26 protein-coding genes are annotated in these 23,465 nt (G+C 71.2%); 14 read left to right on the top strand and 12 right to left on the bottom strand.

Features of this window, described 5'->3' with window-relative positions; translation table 11 throughout:
- Positions 1-46: 46 nt before the first annotated feature.
- The 3 genes from priA to hisF are packed head-to-tail and all read left to right on the top strand — an operon-like array spanning position 47 to position 1,718.
- Complete coding sequence (gene priA, locus Pma05_RS09790; protein WP_203857021.1) at positions 47-772, top strand: bifunctional 1-(5-phosphoribosyl)-5-((5-phosphoribosylamino)methylideneamino)imidazole-4-carboxamide isomerase/phosphoribosylanthranilate isomerase PriA; 726 nt, start codon at positions 47-49, stop codon at positions 770-772.
- A gap of 22 nt (positions 773-794) precedes the next feature.
- Positions 795-938: an OsmC family protein gene (locus Pma05_RS09785; protein WP_203857020.1), complete on the top strand. Its 144-nt coding sequence runs from the start codon at positions 795-797 to the stop codon at positions 936-938.
- Positions 939-947: 9 nt separating this feature from the next.
- Positions 948-1,718 (top strand): imidazole glycerol phosphate synthase subunit HisF, encoded by a 771-nt coding sequence (gene hisF, locus Pma05_RS09780; protein ID WP_203857019.1) that lies wholly within the window; start codon positions 948-950, stop codon positions 1,716-1,718.
- An 18-nt stretch (positions 1,719-1,736) separates the two neighbouring features.
- Here the strand turns inward: hisF and Pma05_RS09775 are convergent, their stop codons facing one another.
- Positions 1,737-2,192 carry a hypothetical protein gene (locus Pma05_RS09775; protein ID WP_203857018.1) on the bottom strand — a complete coding sequence of 152 codons (456 nt, stop codon included), beginning with the start codon at positions 2,190-2,192 and terminating at the stop codon, positions 1,737-1,739.
- A gap of 350 nt (positions 2,193-2,542) precedes the next feature.
- The gene (gene yczE, locus Pma05_RS09770; RefSeq protein WP_203857017.1) at positions 2,543-3,208 is read right to left on the bottom strand and encodes a membrane protein YczE; all 666 of its coding nucleotides are present in this window, start codon (positions 3,206-3,208) and stop codon (positions 2,543-2,545) included.
- Between the two features lie 59 nt (positions 3,209-3,267).
- Between yczE and yczR the strand changes: the two genes are divergently transcribed.
- Positions 3,268-4,725 carry a MocR-like transcription factor YczR gene (gene yczR / locus Pma05_RS09765; RefSeq protein WP_203857016.1) on the top strand — a complete coding sequence of 486 codons (1,458 nt, stop codon included), beginning with the start codon at positions 3,268-3,270 and terminating at the stop codon, positions 4,723-4,725.
- A 125-nt stretch (positions 4,726-4,850) separates the two neighbouring features.
- Positions 4,851-5,249 carry an NUDIX hydrolase gene (locus Pma05_RS09760; RefSeq protein ID WP_203857015.1) on the top strand — a complete coding sequence of 133 codons (399 nt, stop codon included), beginning with the start codon at positions 4,851-4,853 and terminating at the stop codon, positions 5,247-5,249.
- Between the two features lie 298 nt (positions 5,250-5,547).
- Here Pma05_RS09760 and Pma05_RS09755 read toward each other — a convergent pair whose 3' ends face one another.
- Positions 5,548-7,374: an AMP-dependent synthetase/ligase gene (locus Pma05_RS09755; protein WP_203857014.1), complete on the bottom strand. Its 1,827-nt coding sequence runs from the start codon at positions 7,372-7,374 to the stop codon at positions 5,548-5,550.
- A 329-nt stretch (positions 7,375-7,703) separates the two neighbouring features.
- Here Pma05_RS09755 and Pma05_RS42445 point away from each other — a divergent pair, with 329 nt between their 5' ends.
- Entirely contained in the window at positions 7,704-8,057 is a 354-nt protein-coding gene (locus Pma05_RS42445) for a hypothetical protein (protein WP_239312092.1), read from the top strand.
- Between the two features lie 27 nt (positions 8,058-8,084).
- Here the strand turns inward: Pma05_RS42445 and Pma05_RS09745 are convergent, their stop codons facing one another.
- On the bottom strand, positions 8,085-9,419 hold the full coding sequence (locus Pma05_RS09745) for a DUF6891 domain-containing protein (protein ID WP_203857013.1): 1,335 nt from the start codon (positions 9,417-9,419) through the stop codon (positions 8,085-8,087).
- A 126-nt stretch (positions 9,420-9,545) separates the two neighbouring features.
- Between Pma05_RS09745 and Pma05_RS09740 the strand changes: the two genes are divergently transcribed.
- Entirely contained in the window at positions 9,546-9,944 is a 399-nt protein-coding gene (locus Pma05_RS09740; RefSeq protein ID WP_203857012.1) for a DUF8742 domain-containing protein, read from the top strand.
- A gap of 165 nt (positions 9,945-10,109) precedes the next feature.
- Positions 10,110-10,808: an HAD family hydrolase gene (locus tag Pma05_RS09735; protein ID WP_203857011.1), complete on the top strand. Its 699-nt coding sequence runs from the start codon at positions 10,110-10,112 to the stop codon at positions 10,806-10,808.
- A gap of 16 nt (positions 10,809-10,824) precedes the next feature.
- On the opposite strand, the gene Pma05_RS09730 is transcribed toward Pma05_RS09735, so the two are convergent.
- Positions 10,825-11,997 (bottom strand): NsdA family TPR-like regulatory protein, encoded by a 1,173-nt coding sequence (locus Pma05_RS09730; protein WP_203857010.1) that lies wholly within the window; start codon positions 11,995-11,997, stop codon positions 10,825-10,827.
- Between the two features lie 547 nt (positions 11,998-12,544).
- Here Pma05_RS09730 and Pma05_RS09725 point away from each other — a divergent pair.
- The 3 genes from Pma05_RS09725 to Pma05_RS09715 are packed head-to-tail and all read left to right on the top strand — an operon-like array spanning position 12,545 to position 13,445.
- A complete protein-coding gene (locus Pma05_RS09725; protein ID WP_239312089.1) occupies positions 12,545-12,859 on the top strand; it encodes a hypothetical protein in 315 nt (104 codons plus the stop codon).
- Positions 12,856-13,170, top strand: a complete 315-nt coding sequence (locus Pma05_RS09720; protein WP_203857009.1) for a DivIVA domain-containing protein — start codon at positions 12,856-12,858, stop codon at positions 13,168-13,170. The genes Pma05_RS09725 and Pma05_RS09720 overlap by 4 nt, the downstream gene beginning before the upstream one ends.
- A 23-nt stretch (positions 13,171-13,193) precedes the next feature.
- Positions 13,194-13,445: a hypothetical protein gene (locus Pma05_RS09715; RefSeq protein WP_203857108.1), complete on the top strand. Its 252-nt coding sequence runs from the start codon at positions 13,194-13,196 to the stop codon at positions 13,443-13,445.
- A 1-nt stretch (position 13,446) separates the two neighbouring features.
- Here Pma05_RS09715 and Pma05_RS09710 read toward each other — a convergent pair whose 3' ends face one another.
- The 5 genes from Pma05_RS09710 to Pma05_RS09690 all read right to left on the bottom strand — a co-directional run bounded on the left by Pma05_RS09710 (position 13,447) and on the right by Pma05_RS09690 (position 17,012).
- Positions 13,447-13,608, bottom strand: coding sequence for a hypothetical protein (locus tag Pma05_RS09710; RefSeq protein ID WP_203857008.1), 162 nt, complete (start codon positions 13,606-13,608; stop codon positions 13,447-13,449).
- Between the two features lie 11 nt (positions 13,609-13,619).
- A complete protein-coding gene (locus Pma05_RS09705; RefSeq protein ID WP_203857007.1) occupies positions 13,620-14,012 on the bottom strand; it encodes a hypothetical protein in 393 nt (130 codons plus the stop codon).
- A gap of 233 nt (positions 14,013-14,245) precedes the next feature.
- Complete coding sequence (locus Pma05_RS09700) at positions 14,246-14,752, bottom strand: PepSY domain-containing protein (protein ID WP_203857006.1); 507 nt, start codon at positions 14,750-14,752, stop codon at positions 14,246-14,248.
- 221 nt (positions 14,753-14,973) lie between these two features.
- Positions 14,974-16,323 (bottom strand): sensor histidine kinase, encoded by a 1,350-nt coding sequence (locus Pma05_RS09695; protein ID WP_203857005.1) that lies wholly within the window; start codon positions 16,321-16,323, stop codon positions 14,974-14,976.
- Positions 16,320-17,012, bottom strand: coding sequence for a response regulator transcription factor (locus tag Pma05_RS09690; protein WP_203857004.1), 693 nt, complete (start codon positions 17,010-17,012; stop codon positions 16,320-16,322). Before Pma05_RS09690 ends, Pma05_RS09695 begins: the two co-directional genes overlap by 4 nt.
- Before the next feature lie 157 nt (positions 17,013-17,169).
- Here Pma05_RS09690 and Pma05_RS09685 point away from each other — a divergent pair, with 157 nt between their 5' ends.
- On the top strand, positions 17,170-17,691 hold the full coding sequence (locus Pma05_RS09685) for a septum formation initiator (RefSeq protein ID WP_203857003.1): 522 nt from the start codon (positions 17,170-17,172) through the stop codon (positions 17,689-17,691).
- Positions 17,692-17,746: 55 nt separating this feature from the next.
- On the opposite strand, the gene Pma05_RS09680 is transcribed toward Pma05_RS09685, so the two are convergent.
- Together Pma05_RS09680 and Pma05_RS09675 are read right to left on the bottom strand one after the other, a co-directional pair.
- Positions 17,747-18,700 (bottom strand): terpene synthase family protein, encoded by a 954-nt coding sequence (locus Pma05_RS09680; protein ID WP_203857002.1) that lies wholly within the window; start codon positions 18,698-18,700, stop codon positions 17,747-17,749.
- A gap of 25 nt (positions 18,701-18,725) precedes the next feature.
- The gene (locus Pma05_RS09675) at positions 18,726-19,355 is read right to left on the bottom strand and encodes a TIGR03085 family metal-binding protein (protein ID WP_203857001.1); all 630 of its coding nucleotides are present in this window, start codon (positions 19,353-19,355) and stop codon (positions 18,726-18,728) included.
- 231 nt (positions 19,356-19,586) lie between these two features.
- Here Pma05_RS09675 and Pma05_RS09670 point away from each other — a divergent pair, with 231 nt between their 5' ends.
- Together Pma05_RS09670 and Pma05_RS09665 are read left to right on the top strand one after the other, a co-directional pair.
- The gene (locus Pma05_RS09670; RefSeq protein WP_372441447.1) at positions 19,587-21,611 is read left to right on the top strand and encodes an ABC transporter ATP-binding protein; all 2,025 of its coding nucleotides are present in this window, start codon (positions 19,587-19,589) and stop codon (positions 21,609-21,611) included.
- The gene (locus Pma05_RS09665) at positions 21,608-23,398 is read left to right on the top strand and encodes an ABC transporter ATP-binding protein (RefSeq protein WP_203856999.1); all 1,791 of its coding nucleotides are present in this window, start codon (positions 21,608-21,610) and stop codon (positions 23,396-23,398) included. The genes Pma05_RS09670 and Pma05_RS09665 overlap by 4 nt, the downstream gene beginning before the upstream one ends.
- Positions 23,399-23,465 lie beyond the last annotated feature (67 nt).

Here is a 23,465-nt window from a genome sequence, read left to right as displayed (position 1 = left end):
GGTCGACCGGTCGGCCAGCACCGTTTCGTGAACCGAGGAGAGCACGTTGAGCCTGACCCTGCTTCCCGCCGTCGACGTCGCGGACGGCCAGGCCGTCCGCCTGGTCCAGGGCGCCGCCGGCAGTGAGACCAGCTACGGCGAGCCGCTGGAGGCGGCCCTGGCCTGGCAGCGCGACGGCGCCGACTGGATCCACCTGGTCGACCTCGACGCCGCGTTCGGCCGGGGCTCGAACGCCGCACTCCTGGCCGAGGTGGTCGGCCGGCTCGACGTCAGGGTGGAACTCTCCGGCGGGATCCGGGACGACGAGTCGCTGCGCGCCGCGCTGGGCACCGGCGCGGCCCGGGTCAACATCGGCACCGCCGCGCTGGAGGACCCGCAGTGGTGCGACCGGGTCGTCGGCGAGTACGGCGACCGGGTGGCGATCGGGCTGGACGTGCGTGGCCGTACCCTCTCGGCCCGGGGCTGGACCCGGGACGGTGGCGACCTGTTCGAGGTGCTGGAGCGGCTCGACAAGGCGGGCGCGGCACGTTACGTGGTGACCGACATCACCAAGGACGGCACGATGCGCGGCCCCAACCTCGACCTGCTGCGCGAGGTCTGCGCCCGTACCGAGGCGCCGGTGATCGCCTCCGGTGGCGTCTCGACCCTGGACGACCTGCGGGCCCTCGCCACGCTGGAACCGATCGGGGTGGAGGGCGTGATCGCCGGTAAGGCGCTCTACGCCGGGGCGTTCACCGTCGCCGAGGCCCTCGCCGTACTCCGCGCGGCCTGAGACGCCGGGCGCCCACCCCGAGATGGTACGACGCGCGCTGACCGCCTGCCGTCGGGAGTCTGCCTCGACCCGGGCGGCCAAGGCGCACGAACTGTGCCCGTACTCGAACGCGGTGCGCGGCAACGTCGACGTCACCCTGAGGGCGGCCGGCACCGCCAACGGCTAGGCTCGGCCCATGACGGTGGCGGTACGGGTGATCCCCTGTCTCGACGTGGACGCGGGGCGGGTCGTCAAGGGGGTCAACTTCGTCGACCTGCGGGACGCGGGTGACCCGGTCGAGCTGGCCGCGGCGTACGACGAGGCCGGTGCCGACGAGCTGACCTTCCTCGACGTCACCGCCTCCTCCGACGACCGGGGCACCATGCTCGACGTGGTACGCCGGACCGCCGAGACGGTCTTCATCCCGCTCACCGTCGGCGGCGGCGTACGCCGGGTCGCCGACGTCGACGTACTGCTTCGGGCCGGGGCGGACAAGGTGGGGGTGAACACCGCCGCGATCGCCCGGCCGGAGTTGATCGCCGAGATCGCCGAGCGGTTCGGGCGGCAGGTGCTGGTCCTCTCGCTCGACGTGCGGCGTACCCCCGATGGCACCGGCACCGAGAGCGGGTTCGAGGTGACCACCCACGGCGGTCGGCGGGGCACCGGGATCGACGCGGTCGGCTGGGCCGCCCGGGCCGCCGAGCTGGGCGCCGGGGAGATCCTGCTCAACTCGATGGATGCCGACGGTACCAAGGCCGGATTCGACCTGGAGCTGATCGGCGCGGTGCGGCAGGTGGTGGACGTACCGGTGGTGGCCAGTGGCGGGGCCGGCGCGGTCGCCCACTTTCCCCCGGCGGTGGCGGCCGGCGCGGACGCGGTCCTCGCGGCCAGCGTCTTCCACTTCGGCGAGCTGAGCGTCGGCGAGGTCAAGGACGCGCTGCGCGGCGCCGGACACCCGGTCCGCTGACCCCGCCGCGACCTGGGACTATCCGCCGTTCTCCGGTGAGCGGCGCGGCATCGGCAGGGTGAACCGGGCGGCGTACTCCTGCACCGCCGCCGCGTGCTCGTCCTCGGCGAGTTCCCAGTCGTGGCTGCCGGGGGAGTGGCGGCGGGTCAGCACCCCGTGCACCGTCTCGACAGTGGTGGCGAGACCGCCGTGCGGCCGGGTACGCCACAGGTGCTCACCGGCGGAGGTGACCCGGAACCAGCCGTCCGAGACGGTGATCAGACCGGCGCCCACCAGGCGGCGCACCGCCGCCTCGATCTCGTGCCGGGCCGGCAGAGCCCGGTTGAGATGGTCAGCGGTGGAGAGCACGTCGGCGAGCCGGACGCCCTCCGGCCGACGGGTGCTGCTCGACCGCCGGTGCCGGCCGGCGCCGCCGGCGATGATCAGCGATACGAAGATCCATGCGTCGGACCAACGCCATCCGTCGTCCCCCATGGGAGAAATGATGCCGTGCCGCGCCATCCGACGGAACCGTTGTGCACCGGTTCATTCCGCCGAACCGGGACGACCCACGTTCCACGAGGGATGATCCGATCCAGATCGACGATCTTTTTCGGCCGGCGGCCGGCGCGTCCGCCGACACCTGTCTCCGTCGGGCCACCGATCGCCTGTGCCGCCGCTCAGTCCGAGGCCACCGATCACTCCTGTGCCACCGGTCAGTCGTGTGGCCGCTGGTCAGTCCTGTGCCACCGGTCAGTCGTGTGGCCGCTGGTCAGTCCTGAGCCACCGGTCAGTCGTGTGGCCGCTGGTCGGTCGTGTGGCCGCTGGTCGGCCGGTGCCGCCGGTCAGCCGGTACCGGCCTCGGCGACCGGTCGGGGCAGGTCGTCCGGGTCGGCCCGGGGCACCGGTGGCACGGTGAACATCGGGATGAAGGCGTGCACCAGCGGGCCGATGGCGAGGGCGTACGCGACCGTGCCGATCCCGACCTGGCCGCCGAGGGCGAACCCGATCGCCAGTACGGTCAGTTCGATGACCGTGCGGACCAGCCGGAGCGACCGGTGCGGCCGGCGGGCGACGTACCCGGTCATCAGGCCGTCGCGCGGGCCGGGGCCGAGCCGGGCGCCGATGTAGAGGCCGGTCGCCATTCCGTTGAGCAGGATGCCGGCGACCAGGAAGCCGATCCGGGTGGGCAGTGCCTCGACGGTGGGCAGCAGGGCCAGTGCGAGGTCGACGGCGAGCCCGATCACCACGACGTTGCTCACCGTGCCGAGGCCGGGACGCTGGCGCAGCGGGATCCACAGCAGCAGTACGAGGGCGCCGACGGCGATGACCACGGTGCCGATCGACGCTCCGGTGAGTTCGGACAGCCCCTGGTGGAAGACGTCCCAGGGGTCGAGCCCGAGGGACGCCTCGACCATCAGCGCCATGCTGACGCCGTAGAGCGTCAGGCCGACGTAGAGCTGTCCGAGACGCCGGGCGAGCCGGTCGGCACGGTTGCCAATTTTTGCCATGCATGCCACTCTGAGGGCCAATCCAGGAGCCATGAAGGGCCAATCGAGGTGAAGTGGCTATGACCAGCCTCGTTCGAGGGTCACAACTGGGGCGAATGCTCGGGCAGTGGCACGCACTTCCGGGGCGCCGGCGCAGCCCCGACTATGTCGCCCTGGCCGGTGCGGTGCGCGGGCTGCTCGCGGACGGCCGGCTGCCGCTGGGCGTACGGCTGCCGGCCGAGCGGGAGCTGGCCGAGGCGCTCCGGGTCAGCCGGACCACCGTGTCCGCCGCCTACCGGGAACTGCGGGAGAGCGGGCACCTGAACAGCCGCCGGGGCGCCGGCAGTTGGACCACCCTGCCGGGCGGGCACCGGGTGGCCAGTTCGGGACTCTGGACCCCGCAGGACGACCTGGACATGATCGACCTCGGCTGTGCCGCGCTGGCCGCCCCGGCCGAACTCGCCTCGGCCGCCCGGGCCGCCGCCGAGGACCTGCCGCGCTATCTCGGTGGCGCCGGCTACCACCCGACCGGGATCGTCGAGCTGCGCACGGCGGTGGCCCGGTCGTACACCGAGCGTGGCCTGGCCACCAGCCCCGAGCAGATCATGGTGACCAACGGGGTGCAGCACGCCCTGGACCTGGTGCTCCGGCTCGCGCTGCCGACCGGCGGCAGCGTACTCGTGGAGTCGCCGACCTATCCCAACGCGCTCGCCGCGCTCGCCGCGCGCCGCGCCCGGATCGCCACCCACGGCCTGGCCACCGAGGGTACGGGCTGGGACGCCGACCTGCTGCTGGGCAGCCTGCGGCAGACCCGTCCCCGGCTCGCCTACCTGATCCCCGAGTTCCAGAATCCCACCGGCCACCTGATGTCGGCCGAGTTGCGCGAGCGGGTGGTGGCGACCGCGCACGCCAGCGGCACCGACCTGGTGGTCGACGAGTCCTTCGTGGACCTCGCGCTGGACGGCACCGAGGTGCCCCCGCCGACCGCCGTCTTCGACCGGCACTCCCGGGTCGTCACCATCGGCGGGATGAGCAAGCCATACTGGGGCGGCCTGCGGATCGGCTGGATCCGTGCCTCGGCACCCCAGGTGCAGCGGCTGGCGGCGGCCCGGGTCGGGGTGGACATGGCCGGTCCGGTGCTGGACCAGCTCGTCGCGGTGCGGCTGCTCGCCGACGCCGAGACGATCGTGGCGGCCCGCCAGGCACAACTGGCCGCCCAGCGCGACGCCCTGCTGGCCGCGCTCCACGCGGAGCTGCCCAACTGGCGGGTGCGTACCCCGGCGGGCGGGGTGACGCTCTGGGCCGAGCTGGACGGGCCGGTTGCCAGCGCGCTCGCCCGGGCGGCCGAGGAGGTCGGGGTACGGCTCGCGCCCGGCCCCCGGTTCGGCCTCGACGGCACCCTGGAACGCTTCCTCCGGCTGCCGTTCACGCTGCCCGTCGCCGAGCTGACCGAGGCGGTACGCCGGATCGCGGCCGTCCGATACGACATCGACCGGGCGGAACGCCCACTCTGGCGGGAGCCCGTGGTGATCGCCTGACCGACGGCACACCCCTTCCGGGCGTCCGAGTAGCCCCTCGCCGGCACGTCCGAGCGGCTCCTGCCGGCGGGCCCGAACGACCCCTGCCGGCGCGTCCGAGCGGCTCGCCTGCGATCATCGGCCGGGTGACCATGATCGACAAGATCGCCTGGATCCGGCTGGAAGAGGGCCGGATCCTCAGCTCCCGCTCGCACGGCAAGGACGTCTACTATCTGCCCGGCGGCAAGCGGGAGCCCGGCGAGACGGACCTCGAAACCCTGGTACGGGAGATCGAGGAGGAACTCAGCGTCACCGTCCTCCCCGGCACGGCCGAGCCGGTCGGCGTCTTCGAGGCACCGGCGCACGGGCATCCGGCCGGTACGGTCGTCCGGATGACCTGCTACGCGGCGGACTACCGGGGCATGCTGCGGCCGGCCAACGAGATCGCCGAGATCGTCTGGCTGGGCTTCGCCGACCGGCACCGCGTCTCCCCGGTCGACCAGGTCATCTTCGACCACTTCCACGGCATCGGCGAGCTGCGCTGATCCCACCGACCCCGCAGACTCCGGAACCCGGCCGGTGCCGCGCGACCCGGCCGGTGCCGTGCTAGGAGGTGGCAGGTGCCGTGCCACGGCCCGGCCGGGTGTCGTGCCACGCCGCGCGAGGGTGGCACCCGCCGGATGACCAGCCGCAGCGGGCAGCGGCGCGCTCGTCCGCCCGCGCGGTGCCGGGCAGCACCCTGCGGACAGCACCGGACCGCCGCGCGATTCGCGGGTCGCACGGCGGTCCGGTGGGGTGCCGGATCCGGTCCCCGGGGGGAGTGGGACCGGATCCCGGACGGGCTCAGATCTGGGCGAGGGTGCCCTCGTACATCTGGTCGATCTCCGTCTTGAAGCTGCTCTCCACGGCACCGCGCTTGATCTTCATCGACGGCGTCATCTCGCCGTCCTCGACGGTCAGGTCGCGGGTCAGCACCGTGACCTTCTTGATCGTCTCCCAGCGGTTGAGCTTCTCGTTCAGCTCGGCGACGTAGCCGTCGACCAGGGCGCGCGCCTCGACCGAGCCGACGATTTCGGCGTACGGGCGGCCGGCGAGTGGACCGCTGGCGGCCCAGGTGGTGATCGCGTCGGCGTCCAGGGTGACCAGCATGGTGCAGTAGTTGCGGGCCTGCCCGATCACCACCACCTGCGAGGTGTACGGGCAGAGCGCCTTGAACATGCCCTCGATGTGCGACGGCGAGATGTACTTGCCACCCGACGTCTTGACCAGGTCCTTCTTCCGGTCGGTGATTTTCAGGAAACCGTCGCCGTCGAGTTCGCCGATGTCACCGGTCCGGAAGAAGCCGTCCGGGGTGAACGCCTCGGCGGTCTCCTCGGGCAGGTTGTGGTAGCCGCGCATCACCGGCATGCCCCGGAGCAGGATCTCGCCGTCGGAGTCGATCCGGCACTCCAGGTCGCCCATGGCCTTGCCGACACTGCCGATCTTGAGCGCACCGGGCCGGTTGACGAAGTTGCCGGCACTGGTCTCGGTCAGCCCGTACCCCTCGGAGATCGGCAGGCCGGCCGCGGCGAAGAAGTGCGCGATCTCCTGGCTGAGCGGCGCGGCGCCGGAGACGAGTACCCGGATCCGGCCGCCCAGCCGGGCCTGGAGCTTGCTGAAGACCAGCTTCTCGGCGAGCCCGTAGCGCAGCCGCAGCCCGGCCGAGACCGGCCTGCCGGACTGCTCCAGCGTCACCTTGTGCTTGCCGGTCCGTACCGCCCAGGCGAAGATCTTCGCCTTCGCCCCGCCCGCCGTCTGTGCGGTGGTGACCGCCCGGTTGTAGACCTTCTCGTAGATCCGGGGCGCGCCGCACATCAGCGTCGGCCTGACCACCCCGAGCAGCTCGACCAGCCGGTCGAGCCGGCCGTCCACATAGGTCGGCATGCCAACGTGGATCACGCCGCAGATCAGCGTCTTGCCGAACGAGTGCGACAGCGGCAGCCAGAGGTACTGCAGGTCCTCGGCCTTGATCAGCCCCAGGTTCGCCTGGGCCACGCCCTCCCAGCACCATCCGGCGTGCAGCAGCTCGACGCCCTTGGGGCGGCCGGTGGTACCGGAGGTGTAGATCAACGTGGCCAGGTGGTCCTGGTCGATCTCGGCCACCACCCGGTCGATCAGGTCCGGGTCGCTCTCCAGGGCCAGCGCGCCCTGCACCTCGAGGTCGGCGAGGGTGAGCTGCGGCGGGGTGGCGCCCGGGACGGCGGGCCCGTCGATCAGTACGACGTGGGTCAGCGCCGGCAACTCCACTCCGGCGATCTTGGCTGCCTGGTCGGCGTTCTCCGCGATCAGCACCTTGGAGCCGGAGTCCGCGATGATGAAGGCGGTGTCCTCCGGTTCGGTGGTCGGATAGACCGTGGTGGTCGCGCCACCGGCACACATGATGCCGAGGTCGGCGAGGACCCAGTCGAGCCGGGTGTTGGCCAGGATCGCCACCCGGTCCTCGGAACCGACGCCGAGGCCGCGCAGCCCGGCCGCGATCGCCTTCGCGCGCTGGCCGACCTGCGCCCAGCTCAACCAGACCGGTCCGGAGTCGTCCGGGGCGGGGTGGGCGAATGCGTCCCGGTCGGGGGTGGCCGAGACACGCTTCAGGAACATGTCGGGGATGGACCGGTAGGGGACGTCGAGTGCCATGGCGGGGGGAGCCTCCGGGATATCGTCGCGTGACGGTGATCACGTTAAATCGCGGTTACCGTACGGTATTGGTTCCCTGGCGCCAGGGCTAGTCCCGATCGGTCCGGGTGCCCGTACCGATCGGACCGGTTCGACCGGCCGCCACCTCGCCGTTTCCGGCGGTCCGTCCGGGTCGGGTCCGAGTGGCAAACCGGAAATTTCCGGGTACGTCTCTAAGCTATCGAGGCGTCGGCCCAGGTCGGCCGAGCAGGTAGCGCCGCCGGACCAGGGCGCGGAGGTTCATCAACCACCGGTGAGGATCATCAACCATGGGTCATGCAGGACCGGTCATGGGAAGTCTCGGTCGCGGCGACGCGGTGCCGGGCCATGTCATCCACCTTCCGGTTGCCGTACACACCCTGCACGGCGCCACGGAACTGGCCGCGCGACTGGCCGAGTCGCTGGCCTTCATGCCGGAACTCGACGCCGGCGAGGTCACCGTCTCCGCCGAGGACGCGCAACACGAACGGCACCGGGTGTTCTGCGACCGGTTGCTGTTCGGCAGCGGCCGGTGCGGCGAGCGCGAGGGGCACCGGGGCGGCTGCGTCGCCGGCCCACCGAGCGGGATCGGGTCGACGACCGGGCACCGGACGCTGATCGACGCGACCTCCGGCTGGGCCGGCGCGGTGCCGCCGACCGGATGACCCGGCGAACGCGGCACCGCCGGGCGCTCAGGCCCAGGGCACGGTGGCCACATCGCCCAACTCGGCCACCGCGACCCGGTCCTCCACCGCGAGTACGCCGACCATTCGCTCGGCCTCCGGAATCGTCACGTGCCGACCCACCGAGGCGGCCGCCTCCGGGTCCGGCGTCTCCAGCCAGAGCCGGCGCTCCGCCCACCGCACCTGCACGATGCCGCCGGAGCGGCCGAGGAAGGAGGCCCAGGCACCGGTACGGACCGGCATCCGGCGTAACACGTCGACACTCTCCCAGAGCGTGAGCGGCACGCCCTGGTATTCGCGCCCCGCCGAGTGCTCCCAGGTCGCATCCAGCAGTCCGACCCGGTCGGCCGGGCCCGCCGCCGCGTCCGAAGTGGAGCCGGGCGGCTCGCCCCGGAGCCGCCGGACCAGCGCCATTCCGGCATACCGGTCGACCCGGGACTCGGCTCGATCGGAGTACTGGTCCCGGTCGGGGGATTGGGCGCGGTCGGGGGACTCGGCCCGATCGAGGGATTGGGGCCGATCGGGGGACTCGGGGCGGTCGGGGTCGGGGAAGGAGCCGACCAGGGTGTCCCAGTCCCGGCATACGGTGACGGTCGCGCCGTCCAGCGTGATGCCGAGCCGGGTGCCGGTGGGCAGCCAGGGCAGATAGAGGCTGGTCAGCCTGGTGGCCGAGATCGGTCCCGAGGTCGGTGCGTACACCCCGCGCCAGGTGTCGGGCACCTCGATCTCGACGGTGATGTCGTCGTCGACCGGGGGCGGGAAGGCAGCCAGCCGACCGGTACGACGGCGCTGCCAGGTCAGCGGGACCCTGATCCGGGTGCCGGTCTCCCCGGCCCAGTCCACCGGCAGGTCGTGCTCGCGCAGTACCGCCGCCACCTCCGCACCGATCTCCGCCGACGGCGGCTGCCCGAAGAGCCCGTACGCGATCCACACGGCCTCGCCGGCGGCGCCGCGCTCCGCGTCCTGCTGGTGGTAGAAGGCGTACCCGCGCGGCGTCTCGCCGTCGGCCACCTCGGCGCCGATCTCGGCGAGGCCGCAGTTCTGGCAGCAGGTGAAGTTCTCCCGGGCGACGATCCCGGCCGCGTCCAGTGCCCGGAAGGCGAGGGTGAGCCGATCGCTGTCGGTCGGCTCCGGCCAGTCCGGCTGCGCGGCGGCGTGCGCGGCGAACTCGGTGCGGGCCATCTCTCCGGCCAGCGCCTCGACCCGCACCGGATCGTATTCGTCCAGGTATTCGACGGCACCGGCCACGATCGCGTCGTACGGCAGCTCGCCGAGCGCTGTGTGCCGCCGGACGTACTCCTCGACCAGGTGCCGGAACTCGTCGGCGTCGTCTCCAGGTTCCACGGCGGCGAACGTTAGCAGCAGTGCTCCACAATGCACTGCTGATCGTGGCGGTCAGCCTCCATAGGGGACTCGCGGCCGTAAGGTTCAGGGAGCCAGGGATGTGAGGATGAAGGCGGTGGAGGCGACGTGCGGCTGGAGGAACTCGCCCGGGGTGTACGGGTGCGTGGCGTCGTCGTGGACAAGGTGGTCGAGGTCATCGCGGTGACTCCGATGGGTCCGGACTCGATCCTCGTCGTCTACCAGGCGCCGGGCGAGCGGCCCGATCACCGGATCCTGCTTCGCTCCGACGAGTCGGGCCTGACCGAGGAGGCGGCCCGAATCGCGGCGTTCGATGCGGACCCGGTCGAGTTCAAGCTCGCGGCCGAGGCGTTGCGGATACAGTGCGCCGCTCAGTCCGACGAGATGATCGCGGTCAACACCAGCGACCTGGAGCCGCTGCCGCACCAGATCGAAGCGGTCTACGGGCACATGCTCGACAAGGTGCCGCTGCGGTTCGTGCTCGCCGACGACCCGGGTGCGGGATGACGATCATAGCCGGTTTCTACATGAAGGAGCTGCGACGGAAGTGGGCGCAAACGGCAATGCCTTCAATAGCCTCGTGACATCGTGGCCAGACCTGCTTGCGATGAAGAGCATGGCAGCTGGTAGGGGAAGCCATCGACCGAGCTTTGATTTCGATAATCACGACTGATGGCAAACAATCCGACCTTGATCCTGTGGGATGTCGATCATACTCTTGTTGATATTTCCGGCGTTAGTAGGGAGATATACGAATCTGCGTTTGCTGCTGTTTTTGGTCGTCGCCTTGAAAAACTGGCTGACATGACCGGGCGAACGGAACAAGCAATTTTGGCCGACACCCTTGCTCTGCATGATATCGCTGCCTCATCGTCTGTGGTTTCCGATCTCTACTCGGCATTGGGCGAAGCGGCGGAAAGACTCCAAAGCCGAATGTTGGCGGTGGGAAGACCTCTGCCAGGGGCCCGCGCCGCCGTGTCGGCACTCGCGGATGCCGATTTGGTGCAGACGCTAGTGACGGGTAACCTGGCGACTATTGCCCGGGTCAAGTTGAAGGTTTTCGGGCTGGATGAGCATATCGACTTTGAGGTCGGCGGATATGGTTCGGACGGTGATATTCGCTCTCAACTGGTGCTTTGTGCGCTAGCCAGAGCGACGAAGAAATACGGCATCCCCTTCCTGGCCAACGGTGCCATTGTCATCGGCGACACGCCCTTGGATATCTTGGCTGCTCGCGAGGTAGGGGCCAGGGCGATCGGCGTCGCGACCGGCAAAAGCTCCATTAGTGAATTAAATGAGGCTGGTGCCGATGCCGTACTTGAGGATCTTACAGATATCGAGAAACTTCGGGCTTCGGTTTACAATAGATGAAGACTCGATCGTGAGTTTAACGTCGTCGGGCATGCTCGACGAGAGAGTTGCGAAATGCGCGCACATCGCTGCTTTTATCGAACGGCTCAAACGCTGAATTAAGCTCTGAAAGTCTGTCTCTTATCCTCGAAGAACTTGTCTTTGCGATCAACTCCAGGGCCTTGGTCGCAGTATCGCACGCACGTTCAATTTCCCTCGAAAGGATATGTGCCTTGGCGAGACGTATGAGGTAGTGCACCCGATCGCGGTATCGATGTGGTGCTCGCTGCCGAAGGAGGCTCAGTGCCTGATTGAGCGAGCTCGCGGCCTCCTGCGGCATGCCGAGATCCAGGTAACATGCGCCAACCTGTCCCATAACTTCTATCTCATCGACGTACTTGATCCACAACGGCTCCTCGTCACTTCCGAAGCGGTCGAAGGCGTTACGAGCCTGGTCAAGCGCTGACAGACACGCACTCTGCTCCGACCAGTTGGCATGGGCCCGGGCGAGTCGGGTCATCAACATGCTCTCTACCAGCGGTGTCACCCTGCCCTTGGCGAGTGACAGCGCGGTCTGGGCAAGGGCAAATGCTGGTTTATGGCTTCCCTGGTATGTCTGTTGCAGACTCAGATAAGCGAGTGCGCTGGATCCGAGAGCAACATTATCGGCCGCGTTGGCCAGGTAGACGGATGCTGTCAGATGATCACGGGCGGCGGCCGAACGATCTGCGTCCAACGCTAGCCAACCAGCCATCTGGTTCAGTTCTCCGATTGCGGCAAGGGTCGCCTTGTCTTGATGCGCGTCTTGCCTTAGTTGGGCAAGGTACCGGGAGAATGGCAGGTAAAGTGTGTCGCCGCCGACCTCGTCATCGAGTTGGAGGAAGAGTCGTATCAGAAGAGCGGTGGACTGCGAAAGCGGTAGGTCGGTGTTCGTCGCGAACGCAATAGCGGCTACCCGAACATCTTGTTCGCCAGGAGTCGTGTCGCTTCTAGACTTCAGGCTGCCGAAGAGGCTAGTGACACTTGACAGATGACGGTCCGATTCCTTCGTTTGTTCGGCGTCATTGCCGTTGGTCAGTGCACCTTGCTCAGGCATTCTAAACCATAGCATCGCAGCCGGAATACGGAGGATGCGCGCCCACTCAATGAGCTTATCGAGGTCCTTTACGGGTGGTCCGGTTTCGATACGACTGAGTTGTGCCTGGGTCACTCGGCCCCAACCCGCAACGAGAGATTGCGGGAGTTGTCGCGCATGATAAGGATGTCGGCGGTACGCGGCTATAACCCGTCCCATATGCCAGCTCTCAAGGGCATCCCGAATCTCGTCTACAACCCAAAATTCACGAGGTACCTCGGGCGCACCAACAAGCAGACTTCGCGCCTTGGTCTGGCACGGGGCGCAGGCTGTGCCTCGATTATCGCTGGCAAGTCGAGTTCCGCATGAGCGGCAGTAGCGTGCCTCGGTCCGGTTCATGTTGCGCCTGACTGTTGTGGCCTGGGGCTCCATCGCATTCGCAGTGTAGCGATGTTTCGTCCTTGCGTGTGGTTCGTTACATGGTCAACTGCGTTGCGTGTATGCGCCGCACGCATATCGCTCACTGTGGCGAGTGGATAGGCAGAGCAGCGGTGTTCGCCCAACGTACATGTATGGCCCGGGGCGGGTGCTGGGCCGCCGGTCGTCGCCTTCCCCCTTACGTGACGAACGACCCCGCCCGCCTCGGCGCCACTCCAGAGAAGCCGATCAAGGGAGAGATGTGGTGGATGGTTTGCCGGCCGCCGCGCAGTCACCGGAGTCGGAAGAGCCGGAGTCGGAGGAGTGGGAGATCCCGCTTCCGGTCTGGATCGGTGAGGAGCACGTCCGGTTTGCCGTCCGTGCGCTCGTCCTGCATCTGCCGGGCGACGAGCCGACGGGGCCGCGTTGTCTCTGGGACGAACACCCGCACCCGTGCCGGCTTGCCAGGTGGGGCCGCCGAGTGCTGGCCGCCCGTGGGCTCTCCGACGAGGCCATCGATGTCGTGGTGCAGCGGGCCGACCCCTACATCGACCTGAGTATCGTCATGGACGAGGCATGAGCGAGCCCAGCGGGATGGCACGGCGTACGCCGGCCGGGACCCAGCCCAGCGGCACGCTCTACGGCGGAGGCGTGCACTTCCCGCCGATCCCCGGCCAGATCCGGGCGGCGAGTTTCCCGCTTACGCCGTTCGGTCGGCGTGGCTACCGACCGTCTGAGGTACGGCGGTTCCTCGCCGCGCTGGCGGACAGCCTGGCGGCGCTCGAGGACGAGTTGGCCGTAGTCCGGACCGAGAACGAGCGGCTGAAGGTGCATCTTCGGCAGTGGCAGAGCCGGAACTCGTCGGGCCGCCATCGCGCGGAGCGGCGATGAACGGCGACGACCGGGTGGATGACGTGTCCGGTCGCCACGTCATCCATCTGCCGGTTGTCGTACCCGACATCGAGGCCGCCGCCGACTTGGCGGCCTGCCTGGCCGACTCGCTGGCCTTCCTCGGCCTGTGCGACGCAGGCGAGATCACCGTCTCGGCCGAGGACGCCCAGGACGTACGTCATCGGGTCTTCTGCGATCGACTGCTACCGGCCGGCGGCCGATGCGGCGCGCGGGACAGCCACCCCGGTGCCTGTCACCGAAACACCGATCCGTGAGTCACTGCCAGTTGGTGCTGCGCTGCCGGTCTGGCATGTCCAGCGCGACCAGCGGAGGAGCGGCGGGCGTCGACTGGGCCGCGATCCGATCGAGCACCCTGTCGAGTTCTTCGACCGTCGAGACGGACAGCAGCTCCTGGTCCTGGTCGTTGACGATCGCCATGTCGTAGCCGATCAGCCAGCAGCCCACACGACGGTGGACGGGCGTTGGCCGGTCTGGATGTAGGCGGCGACGGCCGCGTGGGCCAGGTCGATCGATACCCGGGCCAGCGTTCCGGGGATGGTGACCGGCGGATGATCGGAGGATTCGAGGACCACGATGGGGGCGCCCGGCTCCAGTTCCACGCCGTGGCTGTTGTCGGGGAGCCAGCGCAGTGCCGCGCGGCCCGCGTCGTAGTCCATGTCCACCCGCATGATGTCCTCGCCGCCGGCCGGGCCGATCCAGTACGCGTTCGCTCGCCTGCCGTGCGGGGCGATCCGGTGGGCCCGTTTGTCGAAGAAGGCGGAAACGGCCTCGGCGTCGGGCAGGGCCTCTTCGTCCATGTCGTAGCTGACCCGGTATGTCACTGCTTTATCCTCTCACCCGTACCTCGGTAGGTCTTCGTCCACCAGGTCGCGCCGCCGTCCGGCGTCGCCCAGACGGTCAGCCGGGAGCCGGCTGGCAATAAATCCCGGATAGCGTTCGCAGGTCGCGGGCCAAGGCAGCCACCTTGTCCGGCGGTCCGGCAAGCCGATCGAACGAACGACCCCGGGGCCGGGCGCTTCCGCCGGCTCCCCGGGATCGGCTCAGCGGATTGACCTCAGTCGTCGTCGCGGTCGTCGTCGTACTTGCCGCCGTGGTCGTCGTCCCGGTCACGGTCGGTCTTGATGATCTGGCCGGTCGCCGTGTCCACGTACGACTCGATCTCCCAACCGTCCTTGACGATCTCCACCTTCCACACCGTCCGGCCGTGTTCCCACTCCCGCTCGACCTCGTCCACGCGACCGCCACCAGCGCTGGCCAGCGCGATCTCCACGGCCCGTGCCGAGTCGACCGATCCGGCCGGCGCGGCGCCGGTCGGGGCGGGCGAACCGGTCGGGATGCCCGACGGTGCGTCGCTCGGCACCACCGTCGGACCGTCGGTCGGGTCGTCACCGGGCGTACCCGTCAGGTCGGCGCCGGGCGTCAGCTCACCGGCCGCCGTGGTGGCGACGGCGCCGAACCCCTGCCGCTCGCCCTCCGCCGCGCTGGCCCCGATCGCGGTGCCGATCACGGCGGCGGCCGCCAGCGCGCCGCCGACGCTCAATACCAGAGTCTTACGCCGCATCGCAGTCTCCTCCATCGTCGCGGAACACCCTGTTCCGGGTTCTCGACACCGAGGTTCGCCCGGATCGGGATAGCGGCGCGCTGTGCGAACCCTAAGCCTCGGTAAAGAGCGCGACCGGCGCCTGTGGCAGCCCCCGGGGCAACAGAAGGCACAGGTGGACGGGCGGGGAGGGCGGAGCCGGGTCGGGCAGGAAGGCGCAGGCGCGCCCGAGCCGGTGGAGTTCAGTTCGGGGTCACCCCAGACGGCGACTCGCGGGTGGCGAGCGGCGGTCCGAGGGTGACCGCGACCCGTGCCCCGCCACCATCCGCATTGGACAGTTGGAACCGGCCGCCGCTCTCCCGGGCCGCCCGGCGGGCGATGTCCAGGCCCAGCCCGGTCGAGCCGGCGGCGCTCGCCCCGCGTACCGGTCCGGCCGGGTCGAGTGGGGTCGAGGCGGGGCCGACCAGGGCCGGTGGCAGCCCGGGGCCGCTGTCGGTGACCGTCAGCAGCGCACCGCCGCCGGGGCGCGGCGCCAGCGCGACGGTGCAGCCGGTGCCGTCCGGGGTGTGCGCGAAGACGTTGCCGAGCAGCGCGTCCAGCACCGCCGCCAGTTCGTCGGCGGGCAGCCGTACCGGAAGCGGGCGGTCGACCAGGTCGAGGCCGAGCGCCCGCCCGGTGTCCTCGGCCAGTACGGTCCAGAACGCGACCCGCTCCCGGACCACCGCCGTGGCGTCACAGGCCGGTTCGGTACCGGTGTCGGTGCCCCGCCGCCGGGCCTGCCGGATCAGCCCGGTCACCGCCCGTTCCACCGCGTCGACCCGGTCGGTGATCCGGGCCGCCTCCCGGGGATCGGCCAGCGACTCGGACTCCAGCCGCAGCGAGGTCAACGGGGTACGCAGCCGGTGCGACAGGTCGGCGAGCTGCTCGCGTTCGTCCCGCAGCAACTCCTGGATCCGGTTGGCGAGGTGGTTGAGCGCGCCTGCCACCGCGCGCAGCTCCGCCGGGCCGGACGGGGTGGCCCGGGCGGTCAGCTCGGCGCCGGCCAGCCGGTGCGAGACCGCCGACAGCTCGGTGATCGGGACGGTCAGCGACCGGGCCAGCCGGTCGGCGACGGCGAGGCCGAGCAGCAGCAGCGCCACCCCGAGCGCGGCCAGCACCAGCCAGGAGCGGTAGACGCCGTGGGTCAGCTCGTCGGCGGAGACGAAGGTGCGGATCACCGCCGTACCGTCCGGGCGGCCCTGCACGGCGACCAGGATCTCCCGGCCGTCCTCGCGGGCGACGGTGAGGCTCTCGCCCCGGGCGGCCAACTCCACCCCGTCGGTGCGCGGCGCGTCGTCGCCGAGGACCGCGCCGTCCGGCAGGAAGACCGTGACCGGCCGGTCGGCCGCGGCTCCGACCTGCTCGGCGGCGAGCCGCAGTCCCTCCCGGCCGGCGGTGCCGACCAGCGGAACCAGCGCCTGTACGTCGGCGGTGGCGGCCACCGCCGCCCGGTCCGCCGCGACCCCGCGCAGCAGCACCGCGAGCGGGACCAGGAAGGCCAGCAGCACCAGACCGGTGGTGGTCGCGACGAGCAGGATGAGTCGGCGTCTCACGACTGGGTCCCGGGTACGTCGAGCCGGACCCCCACCCCGCGCACGGTGTGCAGGTAGCGGGGCTGTTGCGCGGTCTCGCCGAGCTTGCGGCGCAGCCACGACAGGTGTACGTCCACCGTCTTGTCCGCGCCGCCGTAGGGGAGCTGCCACACCTCGGTCAGCAGTTCCCGCTTACTCACCACCCGACCGGCCCGAGCGGCCAGGTGGTGCAGCAGATCGAACTCCCGGGGAGTCAGTTCGAGCGGCACCCCGGCCAGGGTCGCCTGCCGGGCCGCCGGATCGACCCGCAGCTCCCCGACGGTCAGCACGGCCGGGCCGTCCGCCGATCCGGCACCGCGCCGCAGCACCGCCCGGATCCGCGCGTCGAGTTGGGCGGCGGTGAACGGCTTCACCACGTAGTCGTCGGCACCGGCGTCCAGCCCCCGGATGATCTCGGCCTCCTCGTCCCGGGCGGTGGCGATGATCACCGGAGTGCTGTTCACCGCCCGGAGCATCCGCAACAGCTCCAGCCCGTCCAGGTCGGGCAGCCCGAGGTCGAGGACGACGAGGTCGGGCCGGTCGTCGAGGACCCGTTGCAGCCCGGTCATCGCGGACTGCACGGCGGCCACCGCGTGCCCCCGGTCGCGCAGCGCGTGCAGCAGCGGGGTACGGATGGCCGGGTCGTCCTCGATCAGCAGTAGGCGCGCCACACCCGGCACGGTAACCCGGAAACGCCCACCGGTACCCGCTGGCGGCAGCCCCGCTGACCACGACCGTCCCCGCGCGGGGCCGGCGGACCGGGTCCGTTAACTGTTCCTTAGGGTCCACCGGCGCCGGCCTTAACCCGGCGGCGGGCATCATCGGAGCATGCGTCGACGTACCCTGCTCGCCGTGGCCGGTTGGCTGCTCGCCGCGCTGGTCGCCACCGGCACCGGGCTGGCGGCCGTACAGGTGATCGGGGCCGGGCTGACCGGGCCGGCGGGTGAGCTGCGCAGCCCGGACGAGGTGGCCCGGGCGCTGGCCGCCGCCACCCCGCCGCCGGCCACCTCGGGCGCCGTCCCGCCGGGCGGTCCGACGCCGACCGGCGGCACCGCCAGCGCGGCGCCGACCCCCTCCGCCGTCCCGCCGGGCTCGCCGGCCGGCACCGACGACTCGCGCCGGCTGGTCTCCACCCCCGGGGGTACGGTGCTGGCCGAGTGCGCCGGCCGGCAGGTGTGGCTGACCGCCTGGACCCCGGCCCAGGGCTACCGGGTCGGCGAGGTCGAGCGCGGCCCGGACGACGACGCCGAGGTGACCTTCCACGGCTCGGGCGGGCGGATCGAGGTCGAGGTCGAGTGCGTGGCCGGCAAGCCGGTACCGAGCTGGAAGTCACACGGCGACGACGACTGAGCCCGGCCGGCCGCACGGCGGCCCGGGCCGGTCGACCCCCGTGGCGCGGAGCGGGTCAGTGGTAGCGGCCCGCCCCGAGCGACCAGTCGTAGCTGCCCCGGATCCAGGCCCGGCGGGCGTTGACGAACCGGAGGGTGTCGGGGTCGCCGCCGGCCAGCAGCTCGGACTCCAGCCTCAGGTACGCCCGCAGCCCGGCGTTGAACCGGTGGGCCGCGTCGAGGAGGCCGGCCCGCTCCTCCCGTCCCGCCTCCCGGGCCAGTACGACGATCAGGTTGTGCCCGTCCCGGCCCTGCCGGCGCTCCTTGGCGTACGAGAAGACGTCGTTGCACCAGCAGACCAGGTCGGTGGCGAGGTCGTCGAGGTGGGACGCGTCGAGGTCGGCCTGACAGATCGCCTCGGCCAGTCCGCCGTACGCCAGGTCGGTCAGGGTGAAGCTGGGGCGTACCCCACCGGTGTGCCGGCGCATCTGGAGGTACTCGGCGACCGCCGGTACCCGATCCCGTTCCCGGTTCGCCGCCTCCCAGAGCAGCGCCAGCAGGTAGTCCCGCATCTGGGCGGCGAACCGGAGCAGCAGCCGGGGCGGGCCGTGCGCGCGTACCCGTCGGCAGAGGTCGTGCAGGGCGGCGGCGGTCGGGCCGGCGGCGGCGGCCGAGCCCGGCGGGGCCGGCCCGCCGCGCAGGTCGAGGACGTCGAGCAGTTGTCCGACGACCGGGGCGAGCCGGGCCGGGTCGTCGCCCAGGCCGTCGTCGTCGCAGCGGTCGTCGAAGGTGAACAGCCAGGTGAAGAGGTCGGCGAGGAGTCGGAGCTGCTCGGGTCGGGCGTCCGGACAGGTCCGGCCGGCCAGTTCGGCCGCGTTCGCCCGGTCCAGCCGGCGGGCCGTGGCGGGGCTGCCGACCAGGCCGAGTTCGGTGGCCCACCGGGTGGACTCCGGCCCGACCTGCCCGACGTGTGCGCTGACCCGTTCCGGAAAGGGCGGCCGGGTCAGGGACGCCAGGGCGAAGGCGCGCATCGGCACGTCCGGCCCGCCGCCGAGGTCAGAGTCCGAGTTTCGTGGTCCGCAACCGCTCGGTGAGCGCGGGTGGACCGACCAGTTGCACCCGGGCGGCGCGCTGGCGGCCGAACAGGAACATGATCAGCTCGCCGGGTGCTCCGACCATCCGGACCTGCTCGCCGCCGGCTCCGGCGGTGGTCTCGCCGTGCTCCGGCGCCTGGACCAGCAGGGCGGCCGGAAACCGGCGCAGCGACATCCGGGCCATCGCCGGAACGCGCTTCCAGAGCGCGGCCTGCTGCCCGGCCGGAAGTTCCCGGGGCTGCCAGTCGGGCCGGGCCCGCCGGACGTCCTCGTGGTGCACGAAGAACTCGACCAGGTTCGCCAGCTCGTCGACCGGCGGCAGCGTCATCGGGTTCCACCGGGGCGGGTGCCGGACCAGGTCGACCAGGGCCGGGTACGGCTGGCCGGCCACCGCCGCCTGGACCCGGGCCCCGTGCCGCCGCAGCGGCGGGAGCACGAGTCCGGCCGCCGCGTCCGGGCGGCGTTCCCGGACCACCAGGTGGGCGGCGAGATCCCGGGCGGCCCACTCCGGGATGATCGTGGGCGCGTCCGGCCCGATCGCCAGGAGGAGATCGGCCAACGACTGTCGCTCCGTGTCCGCGTAGCGGGGCATGTCTTGATCGTAAATCCTGATCCGGCCGACCGGCGCGTCACGGCCCGGCCGACCTTCGTTCCGCACCCGGTTCTGCGTGGTGGGACAGGCTGTGACAGCAGACACAATCAGGGCCTAGTCGGTATCACCCACGCCAATCGGTTCGTCATCCCTTCCCCTGATCAGTAAGGATGAGCTGGACGCAGGTGGCTTACGGCGGGGGACAGCGTGGCGGGCAAGACAAGCCGGGACATTCTCATCCGGGGGATCAGGGTCCTCGGCTACGCGATCCGGGACGAGCCACGGATCTTCGCGGTCGCGGTCGGTGGCAGCATCCTCTACAGCCTGTTGATCATCGCCAGCGCGTACGTGGTCGGCGCCGTCGTCGGCAACGTGGTGGTGCCGTCGCTGGAGAGCGGCCGGGCCGACCTGGCCGCGGTACTGCTCGGCGCCGCCGCGCTGCTCGCGGTCAGCCTCGGCCGGGTACTCGGGATGTTCGGCCGCCGGATCGGCGCCGGATTCATGCAGTACCGGTTGCAGGCCAGCTACCGGCGCCGGATCACCCGCCGCTACCTGGAACTGCCACTGTCCTGGCACCACCGGCACGCCACCGGCACCCTGCTCTCCAACGCGAACTCCGATGTCGAGGCGGCCTGGTTCCCGATCGCGCCGCTGCCGTTCGCGGTCGGCACCCTGGTGATGCTGGTCGCGGCGATGGGCTCGCTCTTCGTCACCGACTGGGTGCTCGCGATGGTCGGCGTGGCCATCTTCCCCGCGTTGTTCGCCCTGAACGTCGTCTACTCCCGACGCATGGCGCCCCGGCAGGCCCGGGCCCAGCAGATGCGCGCCGAGGTCAGTGCGATCGCGCACGAGAGTTTCGACGGTGCGCTGGTGGTCAAGACCATGGGCCAGGAGGCCCGGGAGACGGCCCGGTTCGCGGCCCGGGCCGGCGAGCTGCGGGACGCGCTGATCTCGGTCGGCCGGCTCCGTGGCGTCTTCGACCCGATGCTGGAGACGCTGCCCAGCCTCGGCACCCTGGCCGTGCTGCTGGTCGGCGCGGCCCGGTTGAACCAGGGCGCGGTCACCATCACCGAACTGGTCAGCGTGGCGTTCCTCTTCACCGTGCTGGCGTTCCCGGTCCGGGCGATCGGCTGGGTCCTCGCCGAACTGCCGCGCAGTGTCGCCGGCTGGGACCGGTTGCAGTCCGTGCTCACCGCCACCGGCGAGATGCCGTACGGCGACACCACGCTGGACCGCCGGGACGGCCGCCCGGCCACTCTCGTGCTCGACCGGGTCACCTTCGGGTACGCCCCCGCCGAACCGCCGCCGGCCACCGCCCCCGCCGAGCCGGGCCTGGCCACCGAGGAGCCGGAGACGGCGGCGCGGCCGATCGGGGTACCACCGCCGACCGAACCGGCCACCGCGCCGACCGAACCGGCCACCGCGCCGACCGAACCGGCTCCGGCCGAGCCGCCGGCACCCGGGTCGGTGCCGGTACTGCACGACGTCTCGTTCACCGTTCCGGCCGGCCGTACGGTGGCACTGGTCGGGCCCACCGGATCCGGCAAGTCCACGATCGTCTCCCTCGCGGTACGGCTGGTCGACCCGGACGCCGGCACGGTGACCCTGGACGAGGTCGACGTGCGCGCGCTGACCGCCGCCTCGCTCGCCGGTACCACCGCGCTGGTCGCCCAGGTGCCGTTCGTCTTCGACGACACCATCCGGGAGAACATCACCCTCGGCCGGGACGGCATCACCGACGACGACGTCTGGGCGGCGCTGCGGCTGGCCGAGGCGGACGGCTTCGTGGCGGCGCTGCCGGACGCGTTGGACACCATGGTCGGGGAGCGGGGCGCGGCGCTCTCCGGCGGCCAGCGGCAGCGACTCACCCTGGCCCGGGCGCTGGCCGGCCGGCCCCGGCTGCTGGTGCTGGACGACGCCACCAGCGCCGTCGACCCGAGGGTCGAGGCGGCGATCCTGGCCGCGCTCCGGGGTGAGCGAGCGGAGTCGACCGACCCGGCCGGTCCGCCGGAATCTCGGGCCTCGATCCTGGTGGTGGCGTACCGGCGGGCGACGATCGCGCTCGCCGACGAGGTGGTCTACGTCGAGCACGGCCGGGTGGTCGGCCGGGGTACCCACGCCACGCTGCTGCGCACCACGCCGGGGTACGCGGCGCTGGTCACCGCGTACGAGCGGGCCGAGGCGGAGCGGGAGCGGGAGCGGGAACGGGCGTACGAGGATCCGGCGACCCGGCGAGGCGAAGAGGTGGACGCGTGAGCACGACCACGGCCGGGGCGGTACCCGAGCGGGCCGAGAGCGCCTGGGGAACCTTCCGGCGAGGGCTGGCGCTCTCCCCGGAACTGCGTACCGGACTGGCCGGCACCCTCGGGCTGGCCCTGGTCTCGATGGTCGGCCGGGCCGCCGTACCGGTGGCGATCCAGCAGGGCATCGACCGGGGGCTGCGCGCACCGGGCGGCCCGGACCTCGGGGTGGTCGGCGTGGTGGTGGCGGCCACCGCCGCCGTGCTGGTGCTGACCACGATCTGCGGGTACCTGATGATGCGCCGGCTCTTCACGGTCAGCGAGACGGCGCTGGCCGGGGTACGGGTACGGGCCTTCCGGCACGTGCACGACCTGTCGATGCTGCACCAGCAGGCGGAGCGGCGCGGCTCGCTGGTCTCCCGGGTCACCAGCGACGTGGACCAGATCACCCAGTTCCTCCAGTGGGGCGGGGTGATCCTCCTGATCAACCTCGGCCAGGTGGTGGTGACCACCGTGGTGATGGCGGTCTACTCCTGGCAGTTGACCCTGGTGGTGTTCGGCGCGTTCATCCCCGCCCTGGCGGTGATCCGGATCTTCCAGAAGCGGCTCGCCGCCGCGTACGGGGTGGTCCGGCAGCGGCTCGGCGCGATGCTGGCCGCGGTCTCGGAGAGCGTGGTGGGCGCCCCGGTGATCCGGGCGTACGGGGTCGCCGGCCGGACCGCCGAGCGGCTGGACCGGACCATCGACGCGCAGCGCCGGGCCCAGCAGCGGGCGATCCGGACCAGCGTGATCAGCTTCTCGACCGGCGAGATCGCCGCCGGGCTGGCCCTGGCCGGGGTGGTGGTGCTCGGCGTCAGGCTGGGTGTCGACGGAACGCTCGGCATCGGCGAACTCACCGCCTTCCTCTTCCTGGTCACCCTCTTCATCCAGCCGGTCCAGATCGCCACCGAGGTGCTGAACGAGGCGCAGAACGCGGTGGCGGGCTGGCGGCGGGTGCTGGACGTACTCGACGTGGCGCCGGACGTGGCGGACCCGGGCGAGCAGGGCGTCGACCTGCCGGCCGGGCCGATCGACATCCGCTTCGCCGATGTCGGCTACGGCTATCCCGGCGGCCCGCCGGTGCTGGTCGACGTCACGGTGGACATCCCGGCCAAGACCCGGGTCGCGGTGGTGGGCGAGACCGGCAGCGGCAAGACCACCTTCGCGAAGCTGCTGACCCGGCTGATGGACCCGTCCGCCGGGGCGGTGCTGCTCTCCGGGGTACCACTGGACCGGGTCCGGTTCGGCTCGCTGCGCTCCCGGGTGGTGATGGTGCCGCAGGACGGTTTCCTCTTCGACTCGACCGTGGCGGAGAACGTCCGGTTCGGCCGGCCGGAGCTGACCGACGACGAACTGGCGCTGGCCTTCACCGAGCTCGGTCTCGGCGACTGGGTGGAGGGGCTGCCGTTCGGGCTGGCGACGCCGGTGGGTGAGCGCGGGGAGGCGCTCAGCGTGGGCGAGCGGCAGTTGGTCGCGCTGGCCCGGGCGTACGTGGCCGACCCGGACCTGCTGGTGCTGGACGAGGCGACCAGTGCGGTCGACCCGGCCACCGAGGTACGCCTGCAACGCACCCTGGACGCGGTGACCCGGGGCCGGACCACGGTGGCCATCGCGCACCGGCTCTCCACCGCGCAGGCCGCCGACGAGGTGATCGTGGTGGACCGGGGCCGGATCGTGCAGCGCGGTCCGCATGAGGAACTGGTCAGCGATCCGCAGTCGGTCTACGGCCTGCTCTACGCCTCCTGGCTGGAACAGACCCGGTGAGGGCGCGGGTGGCGGTGACGGCGACGAGATAGACGTCGACCGCGCGATAAGTTAGCCTGCCCTTACT

Origin of the sequence: Plantactinospora mayteni (genome assembly GCF_016862935.1) — a bacterium.
In the GTDB taxonomy this organism is placed as follows: domain Bacteria; phylum Actinomycetota; class Actinomycetes; order Mycobacteriales; family Micromonosporaceae; genus Plantactinospora; species Plantactinospora mayteni.
This window is presented reverse-complemented; position numbering and strand designations above follow the sequence as displayed.

Coding starts and splice junctions, on each gene's coding strand:
- Pma05_RS09710 (WP_203857008.1), bottom strand. CDS start 13,608: ATGGCGATCGTCAACGACCAGGACCAGGAGCTGCTGTCCGTCTCGACG.
- yczR (WP_203857016.1), top strand. CDS start 3,268: ATGACCAGCCTCGTTCGAGGGTCACAACTGGGGCGAATGCTCGGGCAG.
- Pma05_RS09735 (WP_203857011.1), top strand. CDS start 10,110: ATGGCAAACAATCCGACCTTGATCCTGTGGGATGTCGATCATACTCTT.
- yczE (WP_203857017.1), bottom strand. CDS start 3,208: ATGGCAAAAATTGGCAACCGTGCCGACCGGCTCGCCCGGCGTCTCGGA.
- Pma05_RS42445 (WP_239312092.1), top strand. CDS start 7,704: ATGGGAAGTCTCGGTCGCGGCGACGCGGTGCCGGGCCATGTCATCCAC.
- Pma05_RS09700 (WP_203857006.1), bottom strand. CDS start 14,752: ATGCGGCGTAAGACTCTGGTATTGAGCGTCGGCGGCGCGCTGGCGGCC.
- Pma05_RS09755 (WP_203857014.1), bottom strand. CDS start 7,374: ATGGCACTCGACGTCCCCTACCGGTCCATCCCCGACATGTTCCTGAAG.
- Pma05_RS09785 (WP_203857020.1), top strand. CDS start 795: ATGGTACGACGCGCGCTGACCGCCTGCCGTCGGGAGTCTGCCTCGACC.
- Pma05_RS09680 (WP_203857002.1), bottom strand. CDS start 18,700: ATGCGCGCCTTCGCCCTGGCGTCCCTGACCCGGCCGCCCTTTCCGGAA.
- Pma05_RS09685 (WP_203857003.1), top strand. CDS start 17,170: ATGCGTCGACGTACCCTGCTCGCCGTGGCCGGTTGGCTGCTCGCCGCG.
- hisF (WP_203857019.1), top strand. CDS start 948: ATGACGGTGGCGGTACGGGTGATCCCCTGTCTCGACGTGGACGCGGGG.
- Pma05_RS09775 (WP_203857018.1), bottom strand. CDS start 2,192: ATGGGGGACGACGGATGGCGTTGGTCCGACGCATGGATCTTCGTATCG.
- Pma05_RS09675 (WP_203857001.1), bottom strand. CDS start 19,355: ATGCCCCGCTACGCGGACACGGAGCGACAGTCGTTGGCCGATCTCCTC.
- Pma05_RS09720 (WP_203857009.1), top strand. CDS start 12,856: ATGAGCGAGCCCAGCGGGATGGCACGGCGTACGCCGGCCGGGACCCAG.